Origin of the sequence: Aliidiomarina sp. B3213, from assembly GCF_003290085.1 — a bacterium.
GTDB lineage: Bacteria > Pseudomonadota > Gammaproteobacteria > Enterobacterales > Alteromonadaceae > Aliidiomarina.
Window position 1 is genome coordinate 1,034,527 of record NZ_QMKJ01000001.1, and the last position, 22,604, is coordinate 1,057,130.

At 46.0% G+C, this 22,604-nt stretch carries 19 protein-coding genes and 1 tRNA gene; 6 read left to right on the forward strand and 14 right to left on the reverse strand.

Going from position 1 to position 22,604, the window contains the following annotated elements; all coding sequences use genetic code 11:
• Window positions 1-148: 148 nt before the first annotated feature.
• Both DQX04_RS05115 and nspC read left to right on the forward strand, forming a co-directional pair.
• Window positions 149-1,351 carry a saccharopine dehydrogenase family protein gene (locus tag DQX04_RS05115; RefSeq protein WP_111914785.1) on the forward strand — a complete coding sequence of 401 codons (1,203 nt, stop codon included), beginning with the start codon at window positions 149-151 and terminating at the stop codon, window positions 1,349-1,351.
• Between the two features lie 46 nt (window positions 1,352-1,397).
• Window positions 1,398-2,555, forward strand: a complete 1,158-nt coding sequence (gene nspC, locus DQX04_RS05120) for a carboxynorspermidine decarboxylase (protein WP_111914786.1) — start codon at window positions 1,398-1,400, stop codon at window positions 2,553-2,555.
• A gap of 16 nt (window positions 2,556-2,571) precedes the next feature.
• Here the strand turns inward: nspC and DQX04_RS05125 are convergent, their stop codons facing one another.
• Both DQX04_RS05125 and DQX04_RS05130 read right to left on the reverse strand, forming a co-directional pair.
• Window positions 2,572-2,961 (reverse strand): nuclear transport factor 2 family protein, encoded by a 390-nt coding sequence (locus DQX04_RS05125; RefSeq protein ID WP_111914787.1) that lies wholly within the window; start codon window positions 2,959-2,961, stop codon window positions 2,572-2,574.
• An 11-nt stretch (window positions 2,962-2,972) separates the two neighbouring features.
• Window positions 2,973-3,326 (reverse strand): VOC family protein, encoded by a 354-nt coding sequence (locus DQX04_RS05130; RefSeq protein ID WP_111914788.1) that lies wholly within the window; start codon window positions 3,324-3,326, stop codon window positions 2,973-2,975.
• Window positions 3,327-3,552: 226 nt separating this feature from the next.
• On the opposite strand from DQX04_RS05130, the gene DQX04_RS05135 reads away from it, so the two are divergent.
• On the forward strand, window positions 3,553-4,086 hold the full coding sequence (locus DQX04_RS05135) for a GNAT family N-acetyltransferase (RefSeq protein WP_111914789.1): 534 nt from the start codon (window positions 3,553-3,555) through the stop codon (window positions 4,084-4,086).
• Window positions 4,087-4,100: 14 nt separating this feature from the next.
• Window positions 4,101-4,940, forward strand: a complete 840-nt coding sequence (locus DQX04_RS05140; RefSeq protein WP_111914790.1) for a DMT family transporter — start codon at window positions 4,101-4,103, stop codon at window positions 4,938-4,940.
• Here the strand turns inward: DQX04_RS05140 and DQX04_RS05145 are convergent.
• The 8 genes from DQX04_RS05145 to DQX04_RS05180 form a co-directional block, all read right to left on the reverse strand.
• Window positions 4,937-5,605 (reverse strand): tetratricopeptide repeat protein, encoded by a 669-nt coding sequence (locus DQX04_RS05145; RefSeq protein WP_165831942.1) that lies wholly within the window; start codon window positions 5,603-5,605, stop codon window positions 4,937-4,939. The two genes, DQX04_RS05140 and DQX04_RS05145, sit on opposite strands and share 4 nt — an antisense overlap.
• Window positions 5,606-5,662: 57 nt before the next feature.
• Entirely contained in the window at window positions 5,663-6,403 is a 741-nt protein-coding gene (locus DQX04_RS05150) for a type III pantothenate kinase (RefSeq protein WP_165831943.1), read from the reverse strand.
• A complete protein-coding gene (gene birA / locus DQX04_RS05155) occupies window positions 6,384-7,352 on the reverse strand; it encodes a bifunctional biotin--[acetyl-CoA-carboxylase] ligase/biotin operon repressor BirA (protein ID WP_111914792.1) in 969 nt (322 codons plus the stop codon). The genes DQX04_RS05150 and birA overlap by 20 nt, the downstream gene beginning before the upstream one ends.
• The gene (gene murB / locus DQX04_RS05160) at window positions 7,345-8,370 is read right to left on the reverse strand and encodes a UDP-N-acetylmuramate dehydrogenase (protein ID WP_111914793.1); all 1,026 of its coding nucleotides are present in this window, start codon (window positions 8,368-8,370) and stop codon (window positions 7,345-7,347) included. Before murB ends, birA begins: the two co-directional genes overlap by 8 nt.
• Before the next feature lie 3 nt (window positions 8,371-8,373).
• The gene (locus DQX04_RS05165; RefSeq protein WP_111914794.1) at window positions 8,374-9,402 is read right to left on the reverse strand and encodes an ArsJ-associated glyceraldehyde-3-phosphate dehydrogenase; all 1,029 of its coding nucleotides are present in this window, start codon (window positions 9,400-9,402) and stop codon (window positions 8,374-8,376) included.
• Window positions 9,403-9,525: 123 nt separating this feature from the next.
• Window positions 9,526-9,984 carry a bacterioferritin gene (bfr, locus tag DQX04_RS05170; protein ID WP_111914795.1) on the reverse strand — a complete coding sequence of 153 codons (459 nt, stop codon included), beginning with the start codon at window positions 9,982-9,984 and terminating at the stop codon, window positions 9,526-9,528.
• The gene (gene bfr, locus DQX04_RS05175) at window positions 9,984-10,460 is read right to left on the reverse strand and encodes a bacterioferritin (RefSeq protein ID WP_111914796.1); all 477 of its coding nucleotides are present in this window, start codon (window positions 10,458-10,460) and stop codon (window positions 9,984-9,986) included. The genes bfr (DQX04_RS05170) and bfr (DQX04_RS05175) overlap by 1 nt, the downstream gene beginning before the upstream one ends.
• 29 nt (window positions 10,461-10,489) lie before the next feature.
• Window positions 10,490-10,717: a bacterioferritin-associated ferredoxin gene (locus DQX04_RS05180; RefSeq protein WP_111914797.1), complete on the reverse strand. Its 228-nt coding sequence runs from the start codon at window positions 10,715-10,717 to the stop codon at window positions 10,490-10,492.
• A gap of 389 nt (window positions 10,718-11,106) precedes the next feature.
• On the opposite strand from DQX04_RS05180, the gene gltB reads away from it, so the two are divergent.
• Together gltB and DQX04_RS05190 are read left to right on the forward strand one after the other, a co-directional pair.
• The gene (gene gltB, locus DQX04_RS05185) at window positions 11,107-15,579 is read left to right on the forward strand and encodes a glutamate synthase large subunit (RefSeq protein WP_111914798.1); all 4,473 of its coding nucleotides are present in this window, start codon (window positions 11,107-11,109) and stop codon (window positions 15,577-15,579) included.
• Window positions 15,579-16,994, forward strand: coding sequence for an FAD-dependent oxidoreductase (locus tag DQX04_RS05190; protein ID WP_111914799.1), 1,416 nt, complete (start codon window positions 15,579-15,581; stop codon window positions 16,992-16,994). The genes gltB and DQX04_RS05190 overlap by 1 nt, the downstream gene beginning before the upstream one ends.
• A 38-nt stretch (window positions 16,995-17,032) precedes the next feature.
• Here DQX04_RS05190 and DQX04_RS05195 read toward each other — a convergent pair.
• From DQX04_RS05195 to DQX04_RS05210, 4 genes are all read right to left on the reverse strand, one after another.
• Window positions 17,033-17,123 (reverse strand) — tRNA-Ser (locus tag DQX04_RS05195).
• 51 nt (window positions 17,124-17,174) lie between these two features.
• On the reverse strand, window positions 17,175-17,696 hold the full coding sequence (locus DQX04_RS05200; RefSeq protein WP_111914800.1) for a DUF1566 domain-containing protein: 522 nt from the start codon (window positions 17,694-17,696) through the stop codon (window positions 17,175-17,177).
• A 14-nt stretch (window positions 17,697-17,710) separates the two neighbouring features.
• Complete coding sequence (locus DQX04_RS05205; RefSeq protein WP_111914801.1) at window positions 17,711-21,877, reverse strand: DUF1566 domain-containing protein; 4,167 nt, start codon at window positions 21,875-21,877, stop codon at window positions 17,711-17,713.
• 201 nt (window positions 21,878-22,078) lie between these two features.
• Window positions 22,079-22,600 (reverse strand): DUF1566 domain-containing protein, encoded by a 522-nt coding sequence (locus tag DQX04_RS05210; RefSeq protein WP_111914802.1) that lies wholly within the window; start codon window positions 22,598-22,600, stop codon window positions 22,079-22,081.
• Window positions 22,601-22,604 lie beyond the last annotated feature (4 nt).

Consider the following 22,604-nt stretch of genomic DNA (forward strand, 5'->3'; position numbering starts at 1 on the left):
GTCTGTTGTTTTCATGACAAAAGATTGCATTTGTACGTGGTGGTAGGCACAATCGCCGCCAAAATTATTGGCAGTTTATTTTTCTGAAGAATTTCACTAATTTCGTTCTATGCTTAATAGCTGAATGAACGCAAAAGAGGTTTAAAGAATGTCTAGAGTATTAATTATTGGTGCCGGTGGAGTTGGCTCGGTAACCGTAAAGAAGTGCGCAAGTTTACCTGAATATTTTGACGAAATTCATTTAGCTTCTCGCACTGTTTCTAAGTGCGAACAACTACAAAAAGAAGTCGGTGCAGACCGCGTAGTCGGCGTATACGCTGTTGACGCAGACAACGTACCGGAACTTGTAGAGCTCATTAATAAAGTGAAGCCTGACTTGGTAATCAATCTAGCACTTCCATACCAAGACTTGCCTATCATGGACGCATGCCTTGAAACCGGAGTTCACTACTTAGACACGGCAAACTATGAGCCTAAAGATGTCGCTAAGTTTGAATACTCTTGGCAATGGGCGTACCACGACAAATTTAAAGAAGCTGGCTTAATGGCACTATTAGGCTCTGGCTTCGATCCGGGCGTAACCAACGTGTATACCGCTTACGCAGCAAAGCATTACTTCGACGAAATTCATTATTTGGACATTGTTGACTGTAACGGCGGAGATCACGGCCAAGCTTTTGCAACCAACTTCAACCCAGAAATTAATATTCGTGAAATTACCCAGCGCGGTAAATTCTGGGAAAACGGCGAATGGCATGAAACTGATCCAATCAGTGTCCGTGAAGACCTAGATTACCCAGGTGTGGGTGTTCGTGCTTCATACCTACTTTTCCATGAAGAGTTAGAGTCGCTCGTAAAGCACTTCCCAACCATTAAGCGTGCGCGTTTTTGGATGACCTTTGGCGACGCCTATTTGAACCATTTGCGTGTTCTTGAGGGCATTGGCATGACCTCTATTGAGCCAATTGACTTCAATGGACAAAAAATAGCGCCTCTAGAATTTTTAAAAGCGGTATTACCTAACCCAGGTTCACTAGCCGAAGGCTACGAAGGCAAGACCTGTATTGGAACCTACGTTACCGGTGTAAAAGATGGTAAAGAGAAAACTATCTTTATCTATAACAACTGTGACCATGCAGTATGTAACGAAGAAGTGGGCGCACAAGCAGTGTCTTACACTACTGGGGTACCGGCCATGATTGGTGCGTCGCTTATGTTGCAAAACATTTGGATGAAACCAGGTGTTCACAACATGGAACAATTCGACCCAGATCCAATGATGGAACGTTTAAATAAATATGGTCTTCCATGGCAAGTTGTGGAAGATATCGAAAGCCCGTTTAAACGCTGATTTTAAGTAGTAAATACCCATACCGAACGCAAATAGAGAGACTTAAATGGACCATAACGAAGCAACCCTATTGTCGCCAGTGATTCCGTCACCTTGCTACGTGCTGGAAGAAGCGAAGCTAATTCGCAATCTTGAGCTTATGCAAAGAGTGCAACAAGAAAGCGGTGCCGAAATTATTTTGGCACTGAAAGGGTTTTCGATGTGGTCTAGTTTCTCTACGGTGCGCCAATATTTAGCAGGTTGTACAGCCAGTTCGGTATGGGAAGCTGAGCTAGCAGCAGATACCTTCGGTAAGGAAGTTCACGCATATTCACCAGCGTATAAGGCTAGTGAAATGGGTCGCTTGCTAGAGCTGTGTAATCACATCTCGTTTAACAGCATTACTCAGCTTGAGCGTTACCAAGATGAGGCTGTAGCGGCAGATGTTTCTGTGGGCATTCGCATTAACCCAGAGCAACAAGAAGCTGAAACCGAACTTTATGACCCCTCCGCGCCTGGCTCTCGTTTAGGCATTAGAGCAGAGCAACTTGAAGGTGTTGACCTCTCAAAAGTGGAAGGCTTTCATGTCCACAACTTATGCGAGTGTAACTCTTTTGCACTGGAGAGAACTCTAGCCGCTGTAGAGAAAAACTTCGAGAAATACTTACCACAACTCAAGTGGATTAACTTGGGCGGCGGACACTTAATGACTCGCAAAGGGTACGACGTTGAGCATTTAATTACTCAACTGAAACGACTCAAAGAAAAGTACGGCGTTCATGTCATTCTAGAGCCTGGCTCTGCGGTAGCTTGGCAAACAGGTCCTTTAGTGTGTGAAGTAGTCGATATCGTTGAGAACCAAGGGAAGGTACTCATTTTAGACATTTCAGTAACGGCGCACATGCCAGATGTATTGGAAATGCCTTATCGCCCCGTACTTACGTTTAAAGGGGAAAATGGCGGCGAAGCCGGAGAAAAGCCGTTCACTTACCGTATTGGCGGAAACTCATGCCTTGCGGGCGACGTGATACCAGCATATAGCTTTTCTCATGAAATAGAGATTGGTGACCGTTTACTCTTCCAAGACATGATGCATTACACCATGGTGAAAACGAGCTTTTTTAACGGCGTAGAGCATCCGTCTATCGGAATTCTGAAAGCCGATGGTAACTTCGAGTTAAAGAGACAATTCACCTACCAAGACTTCAAAGCTCGCCTGTCTTGAGTATCGACTTTACAATTCAATCATCGTTGAGTGCGGATTGCTCCTCTTCACTAAGAGCACTTCGCACTTTTACCGTATCGTAAAACGATTGAATAGATGCAATCTTACCACCTTTTATTCGTAACCAGTCACATGAAGGTACAGCACCCGCTGCGGTTTCATTCTCAAACCAAATAACCGCTTGCTCGTCTTCAGCCAGTACTCGCTTAATCACAAGCTTCTGAACACTTTTCTTAGCCATGGGTTCCACAATACTTAAATAGTGCTCCGTACCCACTAGGCTCCCGAAAGGACTGGAATGCTCAAAGTCCTCTGCTAAGTACTCTCGTAGCCAATGCATGTCAAAATCAATCCAAGCTTGAATCCACCCTCGTGCAAGCTCTGTGGGGTCTAATGTATTTGTCATTTTAGAAAGCCTTATTTATCCGACCATACCGCAAATTCATTGCTATTGGGGTCTTTAAAATGAAACCGTCGACCGCCCGGAAATTCAAAAATATCTTGAATAATTTCGCCACCTGCATCAACGACTTGCTGCTGAGTTAATTCTAATGACTCGCTGTATAGCACGACAAGTGCACTGCCAGCCTGCGTATCTATGGCAAGCTTTGAGGTAAAGAATCCGCCATCAATGCCTGCATTAGTGATTGAAGAGTATTCAGGTCCATAATCCACGAATCCCCAAGAAAATACTTTCGTAAAAAACGCCTTGGTTGCCTCTAAATCTTTCGAGGGCATTTCTATGTAGTTTATTTTATGGTGATTGCTCATTATCCTCTCCTTTAATGCGGCCACTATTTAAAATACATCTGCCTCAACAGTAGCCGTGTAACACGTTAAAAACTAGCTCTGTAACACTGAATTTGAATCTTCGAGTGTGAAAAGTTTTTAGTGTAGAAGCCGAACAATGAGAATAACCTTTTCCAAGATCGGGTTTTCAATGAAAGCAATTATGCGTATGTTTAACGCTTCTGATGTGTCGATGAAGTGAGTTTAAATGAATAGGCCTGAAGCGCAGAGCTATGTTATTGAAACGGCAAAAAACGAGCATTTTGATGCCGTTGGAGAGCTGTTGGTTCAAGTTTATTCCGCACTGGATGGGTTCCCTTCACCTGATGAGCAGCCCAAGTACTATGCGATGTTACGAAATGTCGGAGACCTTACCGAAGAGCCAACAATCGATATCCTTATTGCAAAAACTCATGACAACTCAATTCTTGGGGCTGTCGTATTTTTCTCTGATATGAAGCACTATGGCTCCGGTGGCACGGCCACTCAAGAAAAAGACGCAGCTGGCTTTCGCCTTTTAGCGGTTTCTCCAACAGCGAGAGGTCTAGGCTTGGGCAAAGCACTCACTGAGGCATGTATTCAGAGAGCGAAGAACATGGGGCGCAAGCAAGTTGTCATTCACAGCACCCGCGCAATGCAAGTTGCGTGGCACTTATATGAAAACATTGGTTTTCAGCGGTCAACAGATCTTGATTTTAAACAAGAGTCACTTCCCGTTTTCGGCTTTAGGTTAACACTCTAATTTGAACTTAATGTATGAATAAAACGATTATCTTCACCGCTCTTGCACTCTTAGCTTTCGCAGGTAATTCCATCCTGTGTAGGTTAGCTTTACAAGAAACCAATATCGATCCTGCTAGCTTTACAAGCTTGAGACTGATTTCTGGCGCCGTGACACTCTGGCTATTGTTATTAATCAAACAAGGGCACCCCAAAACAAAAGGAAATTTCATATCGGCCCTGGCGCTTTTTGCGTACGCCGCTGGCTTTTCCTTTGCCTATGTTTCACTAGACACAGGCATTGGTGCGCTCATTCTATTTGGCACAGTTCAGGTAACGATGATTGCGGTTGGGCTTTATCGTGGTGAGAAACTGTATCTATTGCAGATCATAGGCGGTCTACTTGCGTTTTTCGGACTTATAGCGCTTATGTCTCCGGGTATTCATGCCCCTTCACTCTCTGGTGCATCGCTCATGGCTTTAGCGGGTGTTTCCTGGGGTATTTATTCACTTCGTTCGGGTACAGGGAACAGCCCGCTACAGACGACAGCGGGCAACTTTATATTGGCAGCACCGTTAGCAGTGCTTTTAAGTTTATTTGTAATGAATGGCGTTTCAATAGACCGAGAGGGTTTTGTGTATGCTTTACTTTCAGGAGCTGTAACCTCGGGCGCTGGTTATGCAGTTTGGTATGCCGTTCTGCCCTATTTGAAAAGTTCACAAGCGGCAGTGTTGCAACTTACAGTTCCTGTTTTAGCCGCAGCTGGAGGCGTTCTTCTGTTACAAGAGCCTTTTACCCTCAGATTTGTACTTAGCTCTATCGTTATTCTTGGTGGTGTCGCGTTGTTTATTTCGCAAAAATATAAACACGCTTAAGCATCTAAAGGCAGCTTCGCTCGTTCTACAATACGCGGTGGCAACTTGTCGGCTAATGCCATAAGAATGCGCTGAATTTGACGATGTTCTTGTTCATCTCCAGTAACCGCGTTGTGCAAGTAATGATAAGCAGCTTCCATATCCAAGGCGCTACCTTCCCCACTTAATAGGATTTGTGCAAAACGCTTCTGCGCAGGTAGATTGCCCAAGCTCGACGCTTCTCGAAGATGAAGAATAGCTCGGCGCATGTCTGGCTGAACTAATTGACCAATATGATAGTAGCGTCCTAGTTGTTCTAATGCTTCCGGCAAGCCTTGGCGAGCAGCATGGTTCATGTACTCCACACCAAGCTCTACGTCGCGTTCATAACAAACACCATAAGCCAGCATATCTCCATAAAGGAATTGATATGCCGGTCGGCGTTCTACTTCAGCTTGAGCTCTAATGTCTTGGTACAGTTGGCAATTATCGATGTCTTGCACACGCTGTAAATGACGGTTTGCGCGAATAAGTTCAACAAGCTCGTCGTCTGAATACAGCTGTACAGCTTGTGGAACACTAAACTGTCGTGCAGAGGCACTGAAGCTAGTCCATGCGGGCATCGAAATAACTATCGCGGCGAGAACAATGTAAACACTTTTCAAACTCACAATACTTTTCGACATAAAAACTCTCAATACTTACCTATGAACGTGCTTATTTATCGGCAAAGTGGAATATTTCTAAAGGTTTTCATTGACCCAAATCGCCAACCCTTCCAAAACTAAGTGGGGACGCACAAGGAAGTTCCTAGAACGTTCTTGTTTGAGGTGGCGAACGCCGCCTCCGGTGAGATATATATCATATTCCTTTGTTGCAAAGGTTTCGTCTGCATACTCAATGGCATAGTTCACTAAACCATCGAGAGCTGCGGCACACCCCGTTGCTATAGCACTTTCCGTGCCCTGTCCAATAATGCCCTCGGGGACTGCATCTTGTACTCTTAACCGAGCACTTCTGCGCACTAAAGACTCTTGCATAAGCGCAAAGCCTGGAGCTATCCAGCCACCTAAGTGTTCGCCAGTTGCAGACAACCAGTCGGCCGTAAATGCCGTACCTATATCTATAATTAAACTCGGTTTTCCAACATCTTTCACAGCAACCATGGTTAACCAACGGTCAACGCCAAGGTGGCTTATGTCTTTGTAACAGTGGCTAAATCCGTCTATCTCCCCTGTTTGTACACGGTAAACTTCAAAACCAAGATCTTGCAACTCCGAAATTAAAGTAACCGCTTCTTGCTCTGCTCCGACACTGGCTAAGACTACTGTTTTAATAGTTTGGCCGCTTAGCCAGTCTCTCAGCTCTACAATATTGCTAGTTCGAAGTTGCAACTGTAGCTCGTCGGCACCAGTACATGTGGCAACCTTCCAAGACGTATTGCCCGCTTCTACTAAAACCACGTCAGTTCTGTGCTCTAACACTGATCTCTCCGCCAAAGTAACGTTTTAACCCGTCTTCTTGTTGCACTAAAAACGCGCCAGTTTCGTCTATACCTTTGCCTACACCCAAGTATTGATGCTGACCCAACAATATTTTTACTGGCTTATCATAGTATAGGTCGTAACGCGGCCAATCCTCGAGTGCTTCAGATAAACCTACATTGTCGTGTGCTTCGAGGCCTGCTCTAATAGCTTGAATAATTAAAACCGACCACTCGTTTCGAGAAAGAGGTTTTATCGCGTGTTGATTCAACGATGTGAAAGGCTGGTCGATGCCTTGGAAGTTACTATCCATTTTCAAGTTTGCACCCACACCTACTATAGCGCTTCCTTCGCCACTAACTTGGCCCTCAAGCTCCACTAAAATACCAATCACCTTTTGATTGTCTATATATATGTCGTTCGGCCATTTAACCGCCACTTTTCCTTCGATAAAGGGAGAAAGTGCTTTAGCAATAGCATGACCCACCACAACACTCATACCTACCGCAGCATTGAGCCCATGACGTAACGGCCAATAAATAGAGACATACAAGTTACTACCAAATGGAGATACCCAAGTTTTGCCTCTTCTGCCTCGCCCTGCTGTCTGCATTTCAGCAATGACGGCAGTACCGGGCGCTAGCTCTTGAGTCTCCATCAGCCCGCGGAGATCGTCGTTGGTAGAACCCGTAATATGTTTCGCAAAAATGGGGACATTAGGGTCTTCAAGTTCTTGTTCGATAAGTTGGTGGTCGAGTAAGTCGAGCTGATGAGCCAACCTATAGCCTTTGCCACTTACGCGAAAAACGTCTAACCCCAATGCGGTTAATTTATCAATACGTTTATTCACCGCCATGCGGCTAACACCCAAAGCTTCGCCTAATTGCTCACCGGAGTGAAAGTGGCCGTCCGCTAATAACTCTATAAGTTGAGTGTCTAGGTCACTCATACAGTCCTCGCTCGCCTTGCGCACCGATGAGGCGGACCTCTGGGCTAATATTCACACCAAACTTTTCCAACACCTGGGTTTGTACCGCTTTCGCTAGGGCAAGAACGTGCTTCGCTTCTGCTTCTCCTTTATTCACAAGCACCAACGCTTGCTTATCATGAACACACGCACCTTTTAAGCAGAACCCTTTCAAACCACACGCCTCAATAAGCCAACCCGCTGCTAATTTAACTTTCTCTGGTTGCGAGGTTTCATACACCGGTAAATCGGCATATTTTGCTTTGAGTTGCTCTGCATCATGCGCGCTAACCACGGGGTTCTTAAAAAAAGAGCCCGCATTGGGCAACACAGCTGGGTCAGGAAGCTTGCTTTGTCTCACTTCTATGACTTTGTCTGCAATTGCTTTGGCCGTAGCGTTGCTACCAAGATCTGCTAATGGTCCGTAAGTTAAAACAGGTTCCCAAGCTTTCGGAAAGGAAAAGTTTACTCGTGTAATGAATAGCTTTCGTGAGCTTTCGCGTTTGAAAACACTGTCTCTGTAGGCAAATTCACACGCTTGCTGGTTTAAAGTTCTAAAAGCTTGTTGCTCAAAGTCCCAAACTTCAACTGAATCGATAAAGGTCCCAACTTCTACACCATATGCGCCAATATTTTGAACAGGCGAAGCACCAACGCTACCAGGAATAAGTACTAAGTTCTCAAGACCAAATATGGCTTTGTCGAGCAAGTTTAAAACTAGCTCGTGCCAGTTTTCACCCGCACCTACACTAACACTCCAGCTTTCTTCATCTTCTTCAATGTTCACACCTTTCAGTGCGTTCACCACTACCGTTCCACCAAAGTCATCAACAAAAAGCGTGTTTGTACCCTCCCCAAGAAAAAGGAAGTCGTCGCGCCACGCTAATGTTTTTAATTCGGCTTCATCACGAATATAGAGTACGTCTTGCGCGAAACATGGAAGTTGAAAACTGTGTAACAAACGCACCGACTTTCCATCGCGTCTTAATTTATTATTCATTCACTAGCTTCTTTGCTTCTTGCTCTGCACGATTCGCTCAACCAGATCTACGGTACGGTTAGCGTATCCAAATTCATTGTCATACCAAGCATAAATTTTTACTTGGGTTCCGTTAATAACCATGGTCGAAAGAGCATCAACAATTGAGGAGCGAGGATCGCTTTTATAATCAATGGACACCAAAGGCTTCTCTTCAAAACCAAGAATACCCTCTAGCTCGCCTTCCGCCGCGCTTTTCAGCAACCGGTTAACCTCTTTGGTGTCTGTTTCACGAGACACTTCGAACACAACGTCTGTTAATGAAGGACATGAAATAGGTACACGAACCGCATGGCCATTTATACGGCCCTCTAGCTCCGGAAATATGGTAGTGATGGCTTTCGCCGAGCCGGTCGTAGTAGGAATAAGTGAGTCACCACATGCGCGAGCACGTCGCATATCTTTATGAGGCGCGTCTAGAATAGATTGCGTATTGGTTAACGCATGTATTGTGGTCATAGACGCATGCTTAATACCTAACCCTTCCTGTATGACTTTGACCACCGGCGCAAGACAGTTTGTGGTGCAAGACGCAGCGCTCACTATTGAATGCTCCAACGGGTCAAACTCCTCGTCGTTGACTCCCACAACTACATTCGGAACCTGCTTAGACTTCACCGGCGCACTGACAACAACATGATCAACGCCCTGATCAAAGTAGGGCTCTAAAGCTTCTACGGTTTTATTTTTTCCCGACGCCTCAATAACAATGTCACAATCAGACCAGTCAGTATTTAAAATATCGCGCTCGCTGGTGCAGCGAATACTCTGACCTTCAACCGTAAACCCTTCTTGGTCAACCTGGATAGATTTGTGCCAACGACCATGAGACGAATCGAACTCTAGCAGATGCGCGAGCATTGTGGCGTCTGCACCGGGATCATTCACATGTACAATATTGAAGTCGGCTCGGTCAAATGCAGCACGAAAAGCTAATCGACCAATTCTGCCAAACCCATTTATACCAACTTTCAGATTTCTTTGAGAAGACATAAACTTACCCCTTCTTGTGCTTATTACGCATAGTTTAAGCCATTATAATGATGCTAGAGAAAATAATAATTAGGTAGAAATAAAAAAGGCGCCCATATGAGCGCCTCAATTTGCTCGGATATTCTACATTTGCGATTGTAGGTAATTTTCCAGCCCAATTATCTCGATTAGCCCTATCTGTTGGCGTAACCAATATGCATGGTCTTCTTCCGTGTCTTTTAAAATACTGACTAGAATAGAGCGACTTACAAAGTCTTTCTCCGACTCACAAAGCAAAATGGACGCTTTCAGATCCTTTGCGTTCTGCAATTCGAGATCCAAATCGCCTTTTAGCATTGTTGGTACATCGGTACTTGGCGGCAGTGGATGACGAGTTTCTAAGTCAGGCTTTCCTCCAAGTAAAAGAATTCTGTCGATCAACATTTTCGCGTGACCACGCTCATCGTCAGCCTCGTGGGCTATACGTTCATGTAACTTTGTGAAGCCCCAATCTTCGTATATCGACGCATTGCGCGTGTATTGGTCAATAGAGGTGAGCTCCCACCGCAATAACTTGTTGAGTGCATCAATAACTTTAGACATTACGCTTCCTCGTCGATTTGTGTTTGAAGATATCGCTGAATTCCAATTTTGCCGATCACATCTAACTGCGTTTCAAGCCAGTCCCAATGCTCTTCCTGCTGCTCTAAAATCCCTGCCAACAGTTCCCTCGAAACAAAGTCTTCAGCCTGTTCGCATTGTTCAATAGCTTGCTTAATAACGTCGATGTCTTGCGCCTGAACCTTATGGTCAAGTTTCAGCATTTCCTCTGGACGCTCACCAATATATAGCTTTCCAAGCTCTTGCAGATTAGGTAATCCTTCCAACAATAAAATGCGCTCGATAATTTCGTCGGCATGAACCATTTCTTTAATGGAAGCCTTATAGATCACTTTATTCAGAGGCTCGAAACCTAAATTTCGATACATCCGTGCATGCAAGAAATACTGATTAATTGCCGTAAGTTTTCTGGTAAGAACCGTATTGAGCACGGCCAAAACTTGAGGCTGACCTTTCATAAACTACACCTTAATTTAGATGACTTAAATTAAGTGTAGCAGACCTCTACCTCAAGATGGGAGTCTGAATGGATTTCCACAGGATTTGCGTGAGTTTGTATTTGTTCATGCAGGACTTCGCGAGCGTGACAACTGCATTTGCCGCACTGAGTAGCTAGCCCTGTTGTTCTTTTCAAGGTGCGCATATCTCTACAGCCACCTTTTACGGCTGTTTTAATATCCCCATCGGTTACACCTTTACACAGACAAACGTACATTTACACCTCACTAAGTAGATGTGTAAATTATAGACCTTAATGAGAATGGTTATCAAGTCTATTTTTGTTTGCAGTGCGGTTTTATTCCCTAAGCAAAAAAATAGGTGGCCAAAGCCACCTATTCCACTTTTCTGAGACATCCTAGCATCCTTGCCAGCTCGACCGTTCTGCTCCACTTTTCCTTAAGTTATTTAAACGTCCATGTGTTGAAGCGAGCTTTAATGTATAGATAAGAAAGTTCAGGTTTCAAACCATGGTTTTCATTTTAAGAGATTTCCTACAAAGAAAATTGTTCTTCTTTTGAAGAAATTGTGACCATTCACAGGGCTAATTACAATTTTAAGCAGATACTGATAACCTGAATACCTATGCATTAAAAAGGTGATTTTATGTCGTTGTACTCAGCTGATACGCAAGCGAATGATGCCAAAGACAACTGTGGCTTTGGTTTGATTGCGCATACAGAAGGCGTACGCAGCCATGACATTGTAAGTAAATCCATTACCGCGGTATCACGAATGGCGCATAGGGGCGCAGTGAATGCGGACGGTAAAACCGGTGACGGATGTGGCCTATTACTACAAATTCCAGAGTCTTTTTTTCAAGCAATTGCAGAGCAACAGGGATGGAATTTAGGCAAGAAGTTCGCTGTTGGCCAAATTTTTCTGAGCCAAGATAAGCAAAAAAGTGAATACGCGAAAAAGGTTGTAGAAACAGAACTACAACGAGAGATGTTTACCATTCACGGCTGGCGATTAGTACCCACAGAAAAAGAAGTACTGGGTGAACTTGCACTAGACACCTGCCCTGACATCCAGCAAATATTTATTAGTGCACAACCCGGCTGGCGCAAGAAAGATGTGGAAAGACGCCTTTTCATGGCGAAACGACGTATTGAAAAACAATTAGATAACGACCCAGACTTTTATATATGCTCTTTGTCTTGCCTGGTTGTTGTGTACAAAGGTCTTATGCAACCTAAAGACCTCGGTACGTTTTTTTTAGACTTAAGCGATGACCGACTAGAAACCTCAATTTGTGTGTTTCACCAGCGCTTTTCAACCAATACCAAACCACGTTGGCCACTCGCCCAACCTTTCCGTTTTCTTGCTCATAATGGTGAGATAAATACTGTTGCGGGAAATAGAGCTTGGGCAAAAGCTCGTGCATATAAATTCCATTCGCCATTACTTCCAGACCTTCACGACGCTGCACCATTTGTACAAGAGCGTGGCTCTGACAGTGCCTCTCTCGACAATATGCTCGAACTTTTGCTTGCGGGAGGCATGGACTTGTTTAGAGCTATGCGCATGCTGGTTCCGCCTGCTTGGCAAGGTAACCCAACCATGCCGGAGGAGTTACGTGCGTTTTACGAGTTTAACTCTATGCACATGGAGCCATGGGACGGTCCCGCCGGTGTAGTTATGAGCAATGGCCGTCACGCCGCCTGCTCACTCGACCGTAATGGCTTAAGACCAGCAAGATATGTATTAACCGAAGACCATATCCTCACTATTGCCTCTGAAGTGGGTATTTGGGATTACGAAGAGTCAAAGGTGGTGCAAAAAGGTCGGTTAGGCCCGGGAGAAATGATTGCGGTAGACACATACACCGGCAAAATATGGAATACCGCAGCAGTCGACCAAGACTTAATGTCGCGCCACCCCTATAAAGATTGGTTGGATGAGCATATTCAAAGACTTACGCCATTCGCAGAATTAAAAGCGGAAAAAATTGGTGAACGATTATTCGACGACACCACCATGCAAGTGTTGCAAAAAGCATTTGTTTACACCCGTGAAGAAGTAGAACAGGTACTCTTTGTACTCGCCAACGATGGCCACGAAGCAACTGGCTCTATGGGTGATGACACGCCTATTGCAGCACTATCACAAAAGCCGCGAGTATTTTATGACTACTTCAGGCAACAATTCGCGCAGGTAACTAACCCGCCAATCGACCCTATTCGCGAGCGCCATGTTATGTCTTTGGCAACCTGTATTGGTCGAGAAAAGAATATCTTTAATGAAACTGCCGGCTATGCTCGTCGAGTGCTGTTTGAGTCACCAGTATTGATGTACACAGACTTAGTACAACTTAAAGAACTAGAGCCAGAGCATTACGCGTGGCAGTCATTTTCACTCAACTACGACCCTAAAAAGCAAACCCTGAAGGAAGCTGTTCAAGAGCTTACTAATCGGGTAGTAACTGCGAGCAAAGAGCGAAATATTGTCATTATTATTCTTTCCGACCGAGAATTAGAGACAGGTCAAACCTATATTCCAGCAGCTATTGCCACTGGAGCAGTGCAACAAGCGCTCATAGAAAACGACTTGCGTTGCGACACTAACATTATTGTTGAAACAGCAAGTGCTCGCGACCCTCACCACTTCGCTGTACTTATAGGTGTTGGAGCAACTGCTGTGTATCCATTCCTAGCCTATGAAGTTATTGAGCAACTAGTCAGTCAAGAAAAAATCCCTCTACGCGCTAGAGACGCAGTTGAGAACTTTAGAAACGGCATTAACAAAGGGCTTCTAAAGATTCTTTCTAAAATGGGTATTTCATGTGTCGCGAGTTATCGTGGTGCAGGTCTCTTTGAGCTACTCGGGGTCTCTAAAGACATTCATCAACTATGCTTCCCGAGCTGTCATTTAAGGCTAGAGGGACTACCTTTCGAAGAGATAGAAAAAGACACATTGGCACTATGCCAACAGGCTCGCAACACAAACCTAAAGCTACCCCATGGCGGTTATTTGAAGTTCGTTTATGACGGTGAGTATCACGCTTATAACCCAGGCGTGGTAATGACACTGCAACAAGCGATTAATCAGAACTCTAAACACAGCTATAAGGAATATACCCAGCAAGTAAACAGTCGGCCTGTTTCTATGCTGAGAGATCTTTGGACCTTAAATTACCCAAAAGACGTTTCTGATGTTGAACCAGAGCCAGTTGAAAACCTATACCCTAGATTTGACAGCGCAGCGATGTCGATTGGCGCACTAAGCCCTGAAGCTCATGAAGCTATTGCTGTAGGTATGAATACATTGGGCGCATTTTCGAATTCAGGGGAAGGTGGTGAAGACCCCGCTCGTTTTGATTCATTACGCAACTCTAGAATAAAGCAGATTGCATCAGGACGATTTGGCGTTACCCCACACTATTTAGTGAATGCTGACGTGCTGCAAATCAAAATTGCGCAAGGGGCAAAACCAGGAGAAGGCGGGCAACTTCCGGGTGAAAAGGTAACCGCTGAAATTGCGAAATTACGCCATTCGATTCCCGGCGTAACGCTAATTTCACCACCACCGCACCACGACATTTATTCCATCGAAGATTTAGCGCAGCTCATTTTCGACCTAAAGCAAGTGAACCCTAATGCTCTTGTTTCAGTGAAACTTGTTTCTGAACCAGGTATTGGAACTATTGCGACTGGCGTGGCTAAAGCCTATGCCGATTTAATTACTGTTTCTGGCTACGACGGTGGTACCGGCGCCAGCCCTTTAACGTCAGTTAAGTATGCCGGCTCGCCGTGGGAGCTAGGTCTTGCAGAGGTCCATGAGGCCTTAGTAAGTAATAACTTACGACATAAAGTACGCCTGCAAGTCGACGGCGGCCTGAAGACAGGCCTCGATGTAATTAAGGCCGCTATTCTAGGTGCTGAAAGCTTTGGCTTTGGCACTGGGCCAATGGTTGCACTGGGTTGTAAATACTTAAGAATTTGCCACTTAAACAACTGTGCAACAGGTATTGCTACACAAGACCGTCAACTTCGCGAAGAGTTCTACACGGGATTACCCGAGAAGGTTTCTCGTTATTTTGAGTTCCTTGGTGAAGAAGTACGTACTTACTTATCCGCTTTAGGCGTTGAAAAGCTCACCGACCTTATTGGACGTATAGACCTTCTGCAGCTTGCAGAAAACCTGACCGACCGACAACGCTTAATTCAAGTGCAGCCGATACTCGACTCTGTACAAGTAAAATCTGCTAAAACCCTATTTTGCAGCGAGAACAATACACCAGACGATAAAGGGCAGCTTAATCAAACTTTATTAAGTAAGTTTCGAGCCGCGGTAGAACAAAAAGCTCCGCAAAAATTGAGCTTTAAGATTACTAACCAAGACCGTTCGGTAGGAGCTTCTTTGTCCGGCTTTATTGCCCAAACGCACGGGCGCTTAGGGTTAACAGGAAGCCCTATACATGCAGAGTTTAAAGGCAACGCCGGACAAAGTTTTGGTGTTTGGAATGCTCCAGGCTTACACCTGAAATTAATAGGCGACGCGAACGACTATGTCGGCAAAGGTATGGCAGGTGGTCGTATTGTCGTTAAGTCCGCACGAGATTCAAAGCTGCCCTCACAACACGCGGTAAGCATGGGCAATACCTGTTTATATGGTGCTACTGGCGGCCGGCTGTATGCAGCTGGACACGCGGGCGAGCGGTTTGCAGTGCGTAATAGCGGTGCAATAGCCGTTATTGAAGGGGTTGGCGATCATGCTTGCGAGTATATGACCGGGGGCATAGTGGTGATTCTTGGCCCTACGGGAATTAACTTTGGCGCCGGCATGACTGGTGGACTTGCAATCGTTCATGACGCACAAAACAGCATCGCAAAGAAAATTAACCCTGAACTTGTTGAGGTGTTACCTCTTTCGTTAAATGTTTTGAAGGAGCATTTACGCGGGTTGTTACACGAACACTATGAAAGCACAGAGAGTGCGCATACCCATGAAATATTACGCAACTTCGACACCCATTTAGCACACTTCAAACTGGTAAAAGGTAAAGACACCGATGTCCATGACGTGTTGGGAAGAAGAGCCCGTGGAACAGAAGAAATTAGGGTACAGGTGTCGTAATGAATAAAAACATATATCAATTTGTAGATGTAAGCAGAGCAGAGCCACCGAAGCGTTCATATAGCGAACGCGCTATTGAGTTTGTGGAAATTTATCACCCCCAAGAACAAGAACAGGTTGCAGGACAAGCTGACCGCTGTATCGACTGCGGAAACCCTTATTGTGAGTGGAAGTGCCCGGTACATAACTATATTCCTCAATGGCTAGAACTTGCAGCTCAAGGGCGAGTCATCGAGGCCGCAGAACTCTCTCATCAAACTAATAGCCTGCCGGAAGTATGTGGCCGTGTGTGCCCGCAAGACCGTCTTTGTGAGGGAGCCTGTACACTTAATGATAGCTTCGGTGCAGTAACCATTGGCGCAATAGAGAAGTACATTACTGACACAGCATTAGCCCAAGGTTGGCGACCTGACGTTTCGCATGTGGAAAAACTCGACTTTAGAGTGGCAGTCATTGGCGCGGGTCCCGCCGGCTTGGCTTGCGCCGATGTACTAGCACGACAAGGTATTTCCGCAACAGTATTCGACAAACACCCAGAGATTGGCGGGCTACTCACTTTCGGTATTCCTAGTTTTAAACTCGAAAAGTCGGTGATGACCCAGCGGCGAGAAATATTTGAAAGCATGGGCATTGAATTTAAGTTGAACTGCGAAGTGGGTAAAGACACCAGCTTCGAGAAACTAGAAGCTGAATACGATGCGGTATTTCTCGCCCTTGGCACGTATAAAGCCATCGATGGAGGTTTACCGGGTATCGAAACCAGAGGAGTTTACCCTGCATTACCCTATTTAATTGGCAATACAGCAAAGGTAATGAACCTCACCCTGCCCGACTACCCGTACATAGATATGGTCGACAAACAGGTACTCGTTCTAGGAGGTGGCGACACCTCTATGGATTGCGTAAGAACTGCAATACGTCAGCAAGCCTCAAAAGTTACCTGCGCCTATCGACGCGACAGAGTGAATATGCCCGGTTCGCAAAAAGAACTACAGAATGCTGAAGAGGAAGGAGTGCACTTTCAGTTTAATGCGCAGCCTGTAGAAGTATTAGAACAGAACGGGGAGGTAAGCGGTGTAAGGTTCGTAAAAACACAGCTTAGTGAACCCGACGAGCATGGTCGTAAACGTCCAGAGGCGGTCCCTAACTCCGAGTTTGTTATTGAAGCCGACGCAGTTATTCTTGCATTTGGTTATCTTGCCAACCCTCCTGAATGGATAGATAAAGCAGGTATTAAGTTAGGTAAGAATTCCTTAGTTACAGCTACCGAAAGTAGTGCGTTTCCCATGCAAACCTCGAACGAGAAGATATTTGCAGGTGGCGACATGGTGCTCGGTGCCGATTTGGTGGTAACAGCCATTGCACAGGGGCGGAAGGCAGCTGATGGGATATATGCTTGGCTTATGCGCGGGTAGATACAAAAAAACCGCCTGTTAGGCGGTTCTTTTGTATCTGGCGGATAGGGAGGGATTCGAACCCTCGATACGGGGTTACCGTATACACACTTTCCAGGCGTGCTCCTTCAACCACTCGGACACCTATCCTGCAAGGCGCGTATAGTACGGAATTGCGAGATCTGAGTCAACGCGTTGCCGTTAATTTTCCCTTACTAATAAAAACGGATACATGGCCATCATCGCATCCGGCCCCGGCACGCCCACATCAATAAAAACTGAATTCGCTAATCCATCTTGCGTCGTTGGCGTGCTCGTCCACAGCACTGTGTTACCCGCAACACCCGGGAAGATGTTCTCATTTAAAGCCGAGCCCTCGCACTGTAATTCTAAAATACTCACCAGCTCATTCACATTCGGCAAGCGCCAGTCTGAGTAACCTCCAACACTCTCTCCCGAGGCAGTCAAGTGAGCCTGCTCCCAACTTTCCTCAAACGCCGCTCCATCGCAAGTACCACCCAACATATGCGTCTGACCCGCCAAACACACACTCCACATTAAACCGGTGTCAGTGTCTGTTACCGTGCCATCGCCATGCACCTCAAAATCAGCATCCGGAGCTGTCGCCGTAATGTTCGCATTACATGACTGCTGCCCATACGCACCCGCTGTCATCAACATTAAACCAAGAGCCAAGCCTACTTTTTTGATTGAACCTTTCATCTTCACTCTCCCTATTAATCCGCGCGAACCGGCATCACTAGACCAACATCTGACTTTAAGCACGCGCTCACACTCGGCTGCACACCCGGCATCATACAAAACACCTCAGCCACACTCTGACTCAGCGTGTTCGCCGTCCAATAAGGCGTCATCGGTACGATATGCGGGAAGTAGTCCGCATCCACCCGGTGCTCACTACCAAACAGGTCATACATTTCCGGCATGGTTGGTAAACGCCAGTCCGTAAAGCCACAGTGCGCACTCGCATTAAGCTCTGCAACATAGCTTTCGGTATTACAAATACCGTCCACACACGCGAATGGCGGTACAGCCATCGTGTCTTCTTCTAACCCTGCATCTCCACCGTTCTCAGTAGGCGTTGAGTTATACCAAGTGTAGAAGTTCTCTTTATGACGATAATTCGTTACATCGTTCACCCGGCTGTCCCAAACTAAACCGGTCACGTTGTCTTGCACACAGCTCCATTGGGTGCCTACAACTTCATTACCACCATTGTCCCAAGCTTGATCTTGTACCGTTAACGCAACTCCACCTGCATTGAGCTTGGTTAAGTCTAAGCTACCCGCACCGTCACCTTCTTTCGTCAGGTTACTATTCGCTAGGTCTGCGTCACGTCCATGCTCTGCATCTTGGTCGGGCACCATAAAGTTCAGGCAGCTCACATTCGCACTCATTGCACTGGCACAATTCGTAGCGCCAGTGTCGTTCAGGCCACCTGCAGATGCTCCTGCACTTACCGGCGTGGCGCTCACTTGGGCACTGCCATCACTTTCAAACGCACCTTGTACAGTGGTGACTTTAAAGAAGTACTCAACATCATTATCTAAACCCTGCACCGTACCGATCACCGTACCGATGGAGCTCGGGAAGGTGGTCACGCCACCGCCATCTAGACTCGCGTAGTTCTCAACGTTCGTAATACTTTCTTTGGCATAATAAACCTGATAAGAATCCGCATCAGCAACCGAATCAAAGTATATCGTGACCATGCCATCACCCGCTTGCGTACTCAGGTTAGTTGGTGCGTCGATTTGTAGCTTTAATGTCGCATCCAGCGAGCAATCCGCGGTAATACCTGAGACAGCGTACACATTTCCTGAGTCAGTGTAATCACACCCCGTTACCGAATTCACTTCATAGTCGCTTGGCACCGTCAAAGTAAACTCAATAGCTTCTTCCTGACCATGCGTGAACGTAGCTGATTCTGGACTCCAAGATCCACCGTTATCAGCAGATGTCGTGATTTGGTATTGCTTGAGCTCAAACACAATCTGCACCGTGCAGTCTGCAACCACGGGCGCGGAAACAAGGCCAATAATTTCCTGGACTGGATTTTGAGTAAAGCCACCGCAGCCCTCTGCAGAAGCTAGGTTGTAACCCGTTGCCGCAGCCGCGAATAACCCAACCGTTTGACCGTGATTTACTTGAATACTATCTGGCATCGGTTGGGAGAAGATATCCGTAATAACGCCTTCCCCAACTCTATTGAAATTCACCGTGTACTGCTTTATTTCAAAAGCGAATTCATAAGCGCAATTATCCGCAGTCACTGGGCCAATCACGATTGGATTTGCATTTATGTCGCTCTTAAGCTGACCGCATCCTTCAGAGATCGTAGGCGCGCTTAAAAGATATCCGTCATTTGGAGTGACATTGAATGACACATCCTGACCATGCAGAACAGTCGATGAGGCCGCACTCACACTTCCGCCGGCCGTGTTAGTCACAATTGCTGAGACTTGATACTCTATAGCTTCGAAAACAACATCAATAGTACAGTCCGCGACAATGGGCTCCGTACTGTAGATATCCGCATCCACGCTTGGATCTGTTATATCGCTCAGCGTTACACTACAACCTTGTATTGAACCTAACGTAAGTCCATTGTCGGGAACCGCGACTACATATAAATTATTTCCAAAAACCACGTCGGCTGGAAAATCTGTTCCGAGCGAGTTTTGAACTTGACCACTCCCAGTTTGATTCAAAGAAACGACATAAGTAATCAGGTCAAATTCAACAGCAACCGAACAATTATTCTCCACGGAAGCAATTGAGTACGTGTTACCACTTAACTCGCCGGAGCAACCTTGCGCAGTAATTTTGCCAATGGTCGAGTTCTCCTCTGGCGTAATGGTAAAGGATGCACTTTGACCATGCTCAACGGTGGGTGAGCTGGGTATAACCGAGCCCGAGCCGGCACCCCTGCGCACACCCGTTAGGTTATAAATAGCCGTTTCGAAGTTTGCACTGACATGACAGACTTCAGTGATAGTGCCTGTGGTAAATGTATTGGTTGTTGAATTAAACTGACCTCCACAACCGGTAACGTTGTCAACTTGGTAGCCCCCGTAGGGAGAGACTGTAAACGTTGTTGTGGAACCATAATCTACAACCCTACTACTAGGTGTAATCCTTCCCCCCGCACCTGCAGAAGCGGTCACAGTAATTGACTGCAAAGAAAAAGTCGCAGAAACCGTACAGTTGCCCGTAATAGGTCCTGCGGTGTATACAAAGCCAGCGAGCGCCCCTGGACACCCGGATACAGTATCGATTTGGTAACCCGTCTGGGGGGATATGGTAAATGCCACTGTTTCGTTTGTACGCACATCACGGGAAGTGGGTGAAATGGTTCCACCCTCACCGGCGGACGTAGAAACCATGTAAGGCATTTCATTAAACGATGCGGTTACTTGGCAGTCAGCATTAATGGGTCCTGTCCTATAAGTATTACCCGAAAGACTTCCCCCACAGCCACTTACCGCACCAATCTCAAAATTCTGCTCAGGAGTAAGTTCAAAGCTTGTCGTGTTTCCAGGTTGTACATCTCTAGCAGGAGGCGTTATGGTGCCACCTGCCCCCTCAACTTGGGCGGTAACGGTATAAGAGCCAAGTACGGGCGTAAGCGTGCAATGTTCCAAAACATGGGGAACAGAAACAACCGTTTTGCTCTCGTTAAGGGTAGCGCCATCACAGCCAGTAATTCCTTCTACCAAAACACCCTGTGGAATTGAAATACTGAATTCGGCGCCCAAGTTTCTGTGAACTTCTAGTGACCGAGGCGCAAAAGTTATGCCCCCCACCCTTTCAGTGCTCACCTGATACTTGTGGGGGTGGTTCAGGAGGATTGTGCAGGAAGTAGAGTTTTCATTATAGTTCAGAGAAAAGTACGCTACCGTACTCACCCACATAGCAAGAGAATTTTCCCCACTTTTCGCTATTGCACAACCAACGGTGAAGTACATAGATTCAAGAATTTGAGCAGTTGGACAGATAACATCACATCTCTCAAAGTAAGAGGGACTGTAAGCCACAACTAGATTTATATCATTGCCAGTATTAGTTTCTACAAGTGAACTATTGTGAACGTCGAAAAACCCCTCCCCAACGTCATCGGTCTGAATAATTGTCACCCCCTCTCCCACTTTCGTAAACACAAGCGGATCTTCTATAATTCCGTTTCTTTCACCATCACTGTCACCGAGCTCACCATCAGTAATGGTGAGTTCAATACTCAACCCATCATCACCGTATGTGAACATCTCAAAGGGTAGGTAGTACCAAGTTGGCTCGGCTCCAGCACTTTCCGGACCAAACTTCATTGGGCGATCGCCTAGCCCAATCGGTTCATCATAAGTAATGGTAATGGTCGCTGTGTCACCCGGGGTTTCGAGCTTTACAGAGTATTCTAGGAGTGAAGAACTCGGGTTGATATTTTCTGGCAAAGGCGCAGGAAGATTAGCGGCACCTCCCGTTGTTGGCGTAAAACGAACTGAACCCGGAACAAAGCCGTAGTTTGCATCTGGGGCTACGGCTATGGTTGCGTCTATTTCTGGGAAAACTTCACGGTCAGGTAGGTCAACTACGGTACTTAAAAACGTTGCGGTAATTTCACAGTCTTGACTCATGGGAGGCGTGAAATATAGGTTGCCGTTAAGCGTGCCGTCACAACCGGTTACTTCGTTGATAATGGCGTTCTCGTCTGGCTCGATATAGAAACGAACCACTTCACCGGTTTCTGCCTGTGTGACAGGTGGGGAAATTAAGCCGCCCTCGCCTGCATTGGTAGTAATGGTATAAATTTCAACGCTTTCTTCGTTGAAACAGCCCGTAAGCGTAACGGCTAGCAGCGAAGCCGCAATAGAGGGGAGCAGACGCATGAGAATTCCTGATTGTGGTAATTATCGTTTTTAACAAAGTGTTAATTTAGTGTAAAAAGTATACAACTTCAATCAAATCCATCATCGTAATACAAGATCATAAAGCGCTTACAGTTAAGAAGGGAGAAATGATTAAAAGAAGATTAAACTGGAAGGCAAATCTGTCTTCCAGTTATCGATAAATGAGCTTTCCAATGGCTGTTAATTTTCCCGCACCAGCAAAAACGGGAGGGTCTCCGTCATAAAGGTGGGTACCGGCGTGCCATCGAGCATCATCACAGCATTCCCTTCACCATCGAAAGTAGACGGAGTGCTTGTCCATAACGTTAACGCGTCACCCACTGTGGTAAATACCGTCGAATTCATTGCAGGTTCAGAGCACTTTAACTCTACAATACTCATCAATTCATTCACATTCGGTAAGCGCCAGTCAAAATAACTGCCAAAATCCGCTTGTGCTGCCTGCACATGAGCTTCCTCCCAAGTGCTTTCAAAAGCGGTGCCTTCACAAACACCTCCAAACATAGCCATTTGCCCCGCAAGGCACGCACTCCACATCAACCCTGTGGGTATATGCGTAACTGTTCCGTCGCCATGCACCTCAAATTCACTGTCGGGTGACATCGCCTCTAAATTCGGATTGCACACTTGTTGAGCGAACGCCACCGTTGTACCCAGCATTAGAGTAAGGGCCAAACCGAGTTTTCCAAATGTTGTTGTCATAGTT

Excerpts from the sequence above, each read along its gene's own strand:
- DQX04_RS05115 (WP_111914785.1), top strand. The coding sequence starts at position 149 with ATGTCTAGAGTATTAATTATTGGTGCCGGTGGAGTTGGCTCGGTAACC.
- nspC (WP_111914786.1), top strand. The coding sequence starts at position 1,398 with ATGGACCATAACGAAGCAACCCTATTGTCGCCAGTGATTCCGTCACCT.
- DQX04_RS05125 (WP_111914787.1), bottom strand. The coding sequence starts at position 2,961 with ATGACAAATACATTAGACCCCACAGAGCTTGCACGAGGGTGGATTCAA.
- DQX04_RS05130 (WP_111914788.1), bottom strand. The coding sequence starts at position 3,326 with ATGAGCAATCACCATAAAATAAACTACATAGAAATGCCCTCGAAAGAT.
- DQX04_RS05135 (WP_111914789.1), top strand. The coding sequence starts at position 3,553 with ATGAATAGGCCTGAAGCGCAGAGCTATGTTATTGAAACGGCAAAAAAC.
- DQX04_RS05140 (WP_111914790.1), top strand. The coding sequence starts at position 4,101 with ATGAATAAAACGATTATCTTCACCGCTCTTGCACTCTTAGCTTTCGCA.
- DQX04_RS05145 (WP_165831942.1), bottom strand. The coding sequence starts at position 5,605 with ATGTCGAAAAGTATTGTGAGTTTGAAAAGTGTTTACATTGTTCTCGCC.
- birA (WP_111914792.1), bottom strand. The coding sequence starts at position 7,352 with ATGAGTGACCTAGACACTCAACTTATAGAGTTATTAGCGGACGGCCAC.
- murB (WP_111914793.1), bottom strand. The coding sequence starts at position 8,370 with ATGAATAATAAATTAAGACGCGATGGAAAGTCGGTGCGTTTGTTACAC.
- DQX04_RS05165 (WP_111914794.1), bottom strand. The coding sequence starts at position 9,402 with ATGTCTTCTCAAAGAAATCTGAAAGTTGGTATAAATGGGTTTGGCAGA.
- bfr (WP_111914795.1), bottom strand. The coding sequence starts at position 9,984 with ATGTCTAAAGTTATTGATGCACTCAACAAGTTATTGCGGTGGGAGCTC.
- bfr (WP_111914796.1), bottom strand. The coding sequence starts at position 10,460 with ATGAAAGGTCAGCCTCAAGTTTTGGCCGTGCTCAATACGGTTCTTACC.
- DQX04_RS05180 (WP_111914797.1), bottom strand. The coding sequence starts at position 10,717 with ATGTACGTTTGTCTGTGTAAAGGTGTAACCGATGGGGATATTAAAACA.
- gltB (WP_111914798.1), top strand. The coding sequence starts at position 11,107 with ATGTCGTTGTACTCAGCTGATACGCAAGCGAATGATGCCAAAGACAAC.
- DQX04_RS05190 (WP_111914799.1), top strand. The coding sequence starts at position 15,579 with ATGAATAAAAACATATATCAATTTGTAGATGTAAGCAGAGCAGAGCCA.
- DQX04_RS05200 (WP_111914800.1), bottom strand. The coding sequence starts at position 17,696 with ATGAAAGGTTCAATCAAAAAAGTAGGCTTGGCTCTTGGTTTAATGTTG.
- DQX04_RS05205 (WP_111914801.1), bottom strand. The coding sequence starts at position 21,877 with ATGCGTCTGCTCCCCTCTATTGCGGCTTCGCTGCTAGCCGTTACGCTT.
- DQX04_RS05210 (WP_111914802.1), bottom strand. The coding sequence starts at position 22,600 with ATGACAACAACATTTGGAAAACTCGGTTTGGCCCTTACTCTAATGCTG.